Here is a 2821-nt window from a genome sequence, read left to right on the forward strand (position 1 = left end):
GCCCGGCGCAGCGCGGCCACCGCCGGGTCGTCCGGATCGCCGGCCTCCCCGCGCGCCGCCGCCAGCACGTCGTCCACCGACGACAGCCCGCCGAGCTCGGCCCGCACCGGGCGGCCCAGCGGCGTCACCGCGCCGGCCCCGCGGGACCGGGCACGGCAGTGGAAGGCCAGCTCGCACGCGGACAGGCACTCGGGCGCGTACGTCGCCGAAACCGCCTCGACGGCGGCCGTCAGCTCCTCGGCCGGCAGTGCGGGGGAGAAGCAGGCGCCCTCCGGGAGCGTGTCGGCGATCTCCTCGATCCGGGTGAGCCGGGCCAGCTGCCGGCCGGTCACCGCGCGCTGCTTGCGCACGTCCACGGCGGACGCGGTGGGCAGGTTGGAGAAGTCCTTGGGGCAGACCAGGAGGATCCGGTGCCGCACGCGCGGTGCCGGGTCCAGGCGGGCGGCGACCTCCTCCAGCGCCAGCACGTACACCGCGGCCTGCCGGGCGGCGGCGCCCACCTTCGCCGGGTCCGCGGAGCCGTCCAGCATCGGGAAGGACTTGATCTCGACGACCGTCCAGGTGCCGTCCGGGTGGACCACCACCGCGTCCGGCTCCAGGAAGGCGGGAGAGCCGGCGACGTCCAGGGCCAGCATCGGGTGGTCCAGGAGCGTCCAGGTGCCGGACGCCCGCGTCGCCTCACGGAGCGCCAGCGAGGTGCGGGCGGCGCGGCCCTCGGGGCCGGTCGCCGACAGGTCGGGCACCTGCGCCCCGGCGGGCGGCTCGGCACCCCGGTCCAGGCTCTCGTGCACGAGGCGCAGCAGCTCGGCGCCGCCGTCCGCCTTCACCCGCGCCTCGAACGCGTTGCCCCGGGTGAGCGCGAACTGCGACTGGCCGAAGACCGACGGCGACCCGAGCGCGCTCGCCAGCGAGCCCTTGTCGACCCCGGCGCCGTCGAGGATCGCGCGCCGCCTGCACCCCGGGTTGGCCGCGAGCGCGGCCAGGGCCCGCGCGTCCAGCGCCTTCGCCGGGACGTCGGGACCGCGCAGCTCAGCGAGCCGGTGCCGGAGTCTCGTCCCCCGCGTCCGTGGGGGAGGCGTCCGGCTCGGCTCCCGCTTCGAGCCGCTGCTCGCGCTGCCGTGGAAATCGCTCACCCGCGGAAGTCTGGCATCCACCACTGACAACGGGGGAACCAGCGTCGCCGGAAGCCTGCGGGTCGGGAGTGAAACGGGCGGTGATCCGGGCCCGCGCCCGGTCCGCGACCCGCATCACGAGCGGCGCCAGCAGGAACCCGGCGCCCATCACGGCGGCGCCCGCCACCGCGTCGAGGAAGTAGTGGTTCGCGGTGCCCATCACCACGATCGTCGTCACCAGCGGGTAGACGACACCGGCCACCTTCGCCGCGCGCGTCCCGCCGTGCCGCCACAGCATCACGCCGCACCACAGCGCCCAGCCCACGTGCAGGCTCGGCATGGCCGCGTACTGGTTGGTCATCCCGCCCAGACCGCGCGGCGCGCTCGCCTCGCCGCCCCACCAGCCGTACGAGCTGTACTGGGCCATCGTGTCGACGAACCCGTGGCTCGCGTCGAGCAGCCGCGGCGGGCAGGTCGGCAGCAGCGTGAAGCCGATCAGCCCGATGAACGTGGACGTCATCAGCCACGTGCGGGCGGCCCGGTAGCGCACCGCCCGGGAGCGGAACAGCCAGACCAGGATCGCCGGGGTGACGACGTAGTGCAGCGACGCGTACCAGAAGTCGGCCGGGACGCCCAGCCACGGTTCGCGGGTGAAGAGCCGGTTGAGCGGGTGCTCCGCGTTGAGGAACAGCACCTTCTCGATGTGCAGGAGCGCCAGCCCGTGGTCCACGGCATCCGAGACGTCACCGCGCACCAGGAGGCGGCCCGCGGAATAGCAGGCGTACACGAGGAGGATCAGCGGGAGCTCGGTCCACCAGCGAAGCCGAGTCTGCGGGGCCGCCTCGGTGCCCGGTGTCTCGGTGTGCGGCAATCCGATCGCCCTCCCCCTTCTTCTCACGCGTGCCCGACGGCGCCGGGCGTGCCACTCTACGGCGTCCGGGGACCCGCCTCGTGGAGCGGCCCCCGGCCCTGATAGACGCCGGTACGTCCCACCGGGTTGCCCGTCCGCGGCGTGCGCGATGATGGAGGGGTCCCCTCAGACATTCCTCCCGGAAAGGCCCCTCCATGGCACCGCGCATCCTGCTGGCCCGGCATGGACAGACCGAGTGGTCACTGTCCGGCAAGCACACCGGCAGGACCGATGTGCCGCTCCTGGAGGAGGGCCGGCGGGGGGCCAAGCTGCTCGGCGAGCGCCTGCACCGGGCGCCGCTGGACGGCCTGCCCGGCGTCGAGGTGCGCACCAGCCCGCTGGTCCGCGCGCGGGAGACCTGCGAACTCGCCGGCTTCGGTGAGCGCGCCGAGACCTGGGACACGCTCATGGAGTGGGACTACGGGGCGTACGAGGGCATGACGCCGGACGAGATCCAGGCGGTCCGGCCCGGCTGGCTGATCTGGCGGGACGGGGTCCCGGAGGGCGAGAGCCTGGCCGACGTCACCGCGCGCGCGGACGAGGTGGTCGCGTGGGCGCGGGAGGCGGACCGCGACGTCCTGGTCTTCGCCCACGGCCACATCCTGCGCTCCATCGGCGCCCGCTGGCTGGACCTCCCCCTGGAGTTCGCCTCCCGCATCCGCCTCAACCCGACCTCCCTCTCCATCCTCGGCTGGGCCTACGGCACCCCGGCCATCGAATCCTGGAACGACCAGGGCCATCTGACGGCCTAGCCGTCCCGCCTACGTAGCTGCGGGCAGTCGTGCCGCTGGGGCGGCAC

The 2821-nt window shown here is 74.5% G+C and carries 3 protein-coding genes; 1 reads left to right on the top strand and 2 read right to left on the bottom strand.

What is annotated here, in order from left to right:
- Both GTW67_RS24650 and GTW67_RS24655 read right to left on the bottom strand, forming a co-directional pair.
- Positions 1 to 1133, bottom strand: a 1133-nt coding sequence (locus tag GTW67_RS24650; protein ID WP_524539818.1) for a hypothetical protein, incomplete at its 3' end; no start/stop codon positions are given.
- Positions 1030 to 1983: a phosphatase PAP2 family protein gene (locus GTW67_RS24655; protein ID WP_161166994.1), complete on the bottom strand. Its 954-nt coding sequence runs from the start codon at positions 1981 to 1983 to the stop codon at positions 1030 to 1032. The genes GTW67_RS24655 and GTW67_RS24650, both read right to left, overlap by 104 nt.
- Before the next feature lie 194 nt (positions 1984 to 2177).
- Between GTW67_RS24655 and GTW67_RS24660 the strand changes: the two genes are divergently transcribed.
- A complete protein-coding gene (locus tag GTW67_RS24660) occupies positions 2178 to 2774 on the top strand; it encodes a histidine phosphatase family protein (RefSeq protein WP_161166995.1) in 597 nt (198 codons plus the stop codon).
- Positions 2775 to 2821: the final 47 nt, after the last annotated feature.

Origin of the sequence: Streptomyces sp. SID5910 (genome assembly GCF_009862125.1) — a bacterium.
Lineage (GTDB): Bacteria > Actinomycetota > Actinomycetes > Streptomycetales > Streptomycetaceae > Streptomyces.

Excerpts from the sequence above, each read along its gene's own strand:
- GTW67_RS24660 (WP_161166995.1), top strand. The coding sequence starts at position 2,178 with ATGGCACCGCGCATCCTGCTGGCCCGGCATGGACAGACCGAGTGGTCA.